Origin of the sequence: Chromohalobacter sp. 296-RDG, assembly GCF_029889885.1 — a bacterium.
In the GTDB taxonomy this organism is placed as follows: domain Bacteria; phylum Pseudomonadota; class Gammaproteobacteria; order Pseudomonadales; family Halomonadaceae; genus Chromohalobacter.
On sequence record NZ_JARANY010000152.1, the window covers coordinates 1 to 2,123 of the forward strand.

Annotated in this window: 3 protein-coding genes; all 3 read right to left on the bottom strand. The window is 62.2% G+C overall.

Annotated features, from left to right (window positions below; genetic code table 11):
• The coding region (gene ureC / locus OP495_RS17325) for an urease subunit alpha (RefSeq protein ID WP_280570990.1) at positions 1–1,432 on the bottom strand (1,432 nt) is incomplete at its 3' end.
• Entirely contained in the window at positions 1,429–1,761 is a 333-nt protein-coding gene (locus OP495_RS17330) for an urease subunit beta (RefSeq protein ID WP_280564016.1), read from the bottom strand. The genes OP495_RS17330 and ureC, both read right to left, overlap by 4 nt.
• 9 nt (positions 1,762–1,770) lie before the next feature.
• Positions 1,771–2,073, bottom strand: a complete 303-nt coding sequence (locus tag OP495_RS17335) for an urease subunit gamma (RefSeq protein ID WP_261507533.1) — start codon at positions 2,071–2,073, stop codon at positions 1,771–1,773.
• Between the last annotated feature and the right edge of the window lie 50 nt (positions 2,074–2,123).

The following is a 2,123-nucleotide window of genomic DNA, read 5'->3' on the forward strand; positions in this document are numbered from 1 at the left end:
GGTAATGCACCGGTTGCGGGGTAGGGATCGACGCATTGGGGTCGCCCATCGGCGCGGCGGCGATCATTCCACCCTTGAGGATCGTCGCCGGCTTGGCGCCGAAGAACGCCGGGTCCCAGAGCACCAGATCGGCCAGCTTGCCGACCTCCACCGAGCCCACCTCATGGGCAATACCGTGCGTGAGCGCCGGATTGATCGTGTACTTAGCGATGTAACGCTTGGCGCGATGGTTGTCGGCACCGCGCTCACGATCCTCGGGCAGCAGGCCACGCTGTACCTTCATCTTGTGCGCCGTCTGCCAGGTACGGCAGACCACTTCGCCCACCCGGCCCATGGCCTGGGAGTCGGACGCAATCATCGAGATCACACCCAGATCGTGAAGGATGTCTTCGGCGGCAATGGTCTCGCGGCGGATACGCGAATCGGCGAAGGCCACATCCTCAGGGATATTGGGATCGAGGTGGTGACACACCATCAGCATGTCGAGATGCTCGTCGATGGTGTTGACGGTGTAAGGCCGCGTGGGATTGGTCGACGACGGCAACACGTAGTCCTTAGCGCACGCGGTGATGATATCCGGCGCGTGACCGCCCCCCGCGCCTTCGGTGTGATAGGTGTGAATGCAGCGTTCCTTGAACGCCGCCAACGTATCCTCGACGAAGCCCGATTCGTTCAAGGTATCGGTGTGAATCGCGATCTGAACATCGTACTTCTCGGCCACGCTCAGGCAATTATCGATGGAGGCCGGCGTGGTGCCCCAGTCCTCGTGAAGCTTGAGCCCCATGGCGCCGGCCTCGAGCTGCGCTTCCAGCCCCTCGGGCAGGCTGGCATTGCCCTTGCCGAGAAAGCCGATGTTCATCGGCATGTCGTCGACCGCCTGCAGCATCTTGCCGAGGTGCCAGTCGCCGGGCGTACAGGTGGTGGCGTTGGTACCGGTCGCCGGACCGGTCCCCCCACCCAACATGGTGGTAAGTCCACTCATCATCGCCTCTTCCACCAGTTGTGGGCAGACGAAGTGGATATGCGCATCCAGACCACCCGCCGTCAGGATCTTGCCCTCGCCGGCGATGATCTCGGTCCCTGGTCCGATGACGATCTCGACATCCGGCTGAGTGTCGGGATTGCCGGCCTTGCCGATCGCCGCGATGCGGCCATGCTTGAGGCCGACATCGGCCTTGACGATGCCCCACCAATCGAGAATCAGCGCGTTGGTGATCACGGTGTCCATGACGGCGGCGTCGCTGCGCTGGCTCTGGCCCATGCCGTCACGGATGACCTTGCCGCCGCCGAACTTGACCTCGTCGCCATAGTCGGTAGCGTCACTCTCGACCTCGACCCATAGCTCGGTATCGCCCAGCCGGACTTTATCGCCCACGGTCGGACCGTACATGTCGGCATAGGCCTGGCGACTGATCGTGTTAACCGATTTCATGACTTTTCTCCCGCACCGGATTGCTCGAGGCTGCCCATCACATCACCGTGGAAGCCATATATGTGTCGGCGCCCGGCATAGGGAATCAGCGTCACTTCACGTGTCTGGCCAGGTTCGAAGCGAATCGCCGTGCCCGCCGCCACGTCGAGGCGATAACCACGCGTCTTGTCGCGGTCGAAGATGAGCGCTGGATTCGCCTCGGCAAAGTGATAGTGAGAACCGATCTGAACCGGCCGGTCGCCGGTATTGGCGACGTCGACGGTGATCCGCTCGCGTCCCGCGCACAGCTCGATATCGTCTGCCTGCAACTGATATTCACCGGGAATCATGGAGCCCCCTTACACAATCGGCGAGTGAACGGTTACGAGTTTGGTGCCGTCGGGGAAGGTCGCCTCGACCTGCACCTCGTCGACCATCTCGGCCACGCCTTCCATCACATCGTCACGCGTCAGAATCTCGCGGCCGTAGCCCATCAACTCGGCGACGCTCTTGCCATCACGCGCCCCTTCGAGAATCTCGAAGCTGATCAACGCCACCGCCTCGGGGTAATTCAGCTTCAAGCCACGGTCGCGGCGTCGCTCGGCAAGCTGCGCAGCGGAGAACAACAGCAGCTTGTCCTTGTCTCTCGGCGTCAATTCCATATCGGCAACTCTCTCTTCGTGAATTCGGGCTTCGGGCTTCGGGCTTCGGG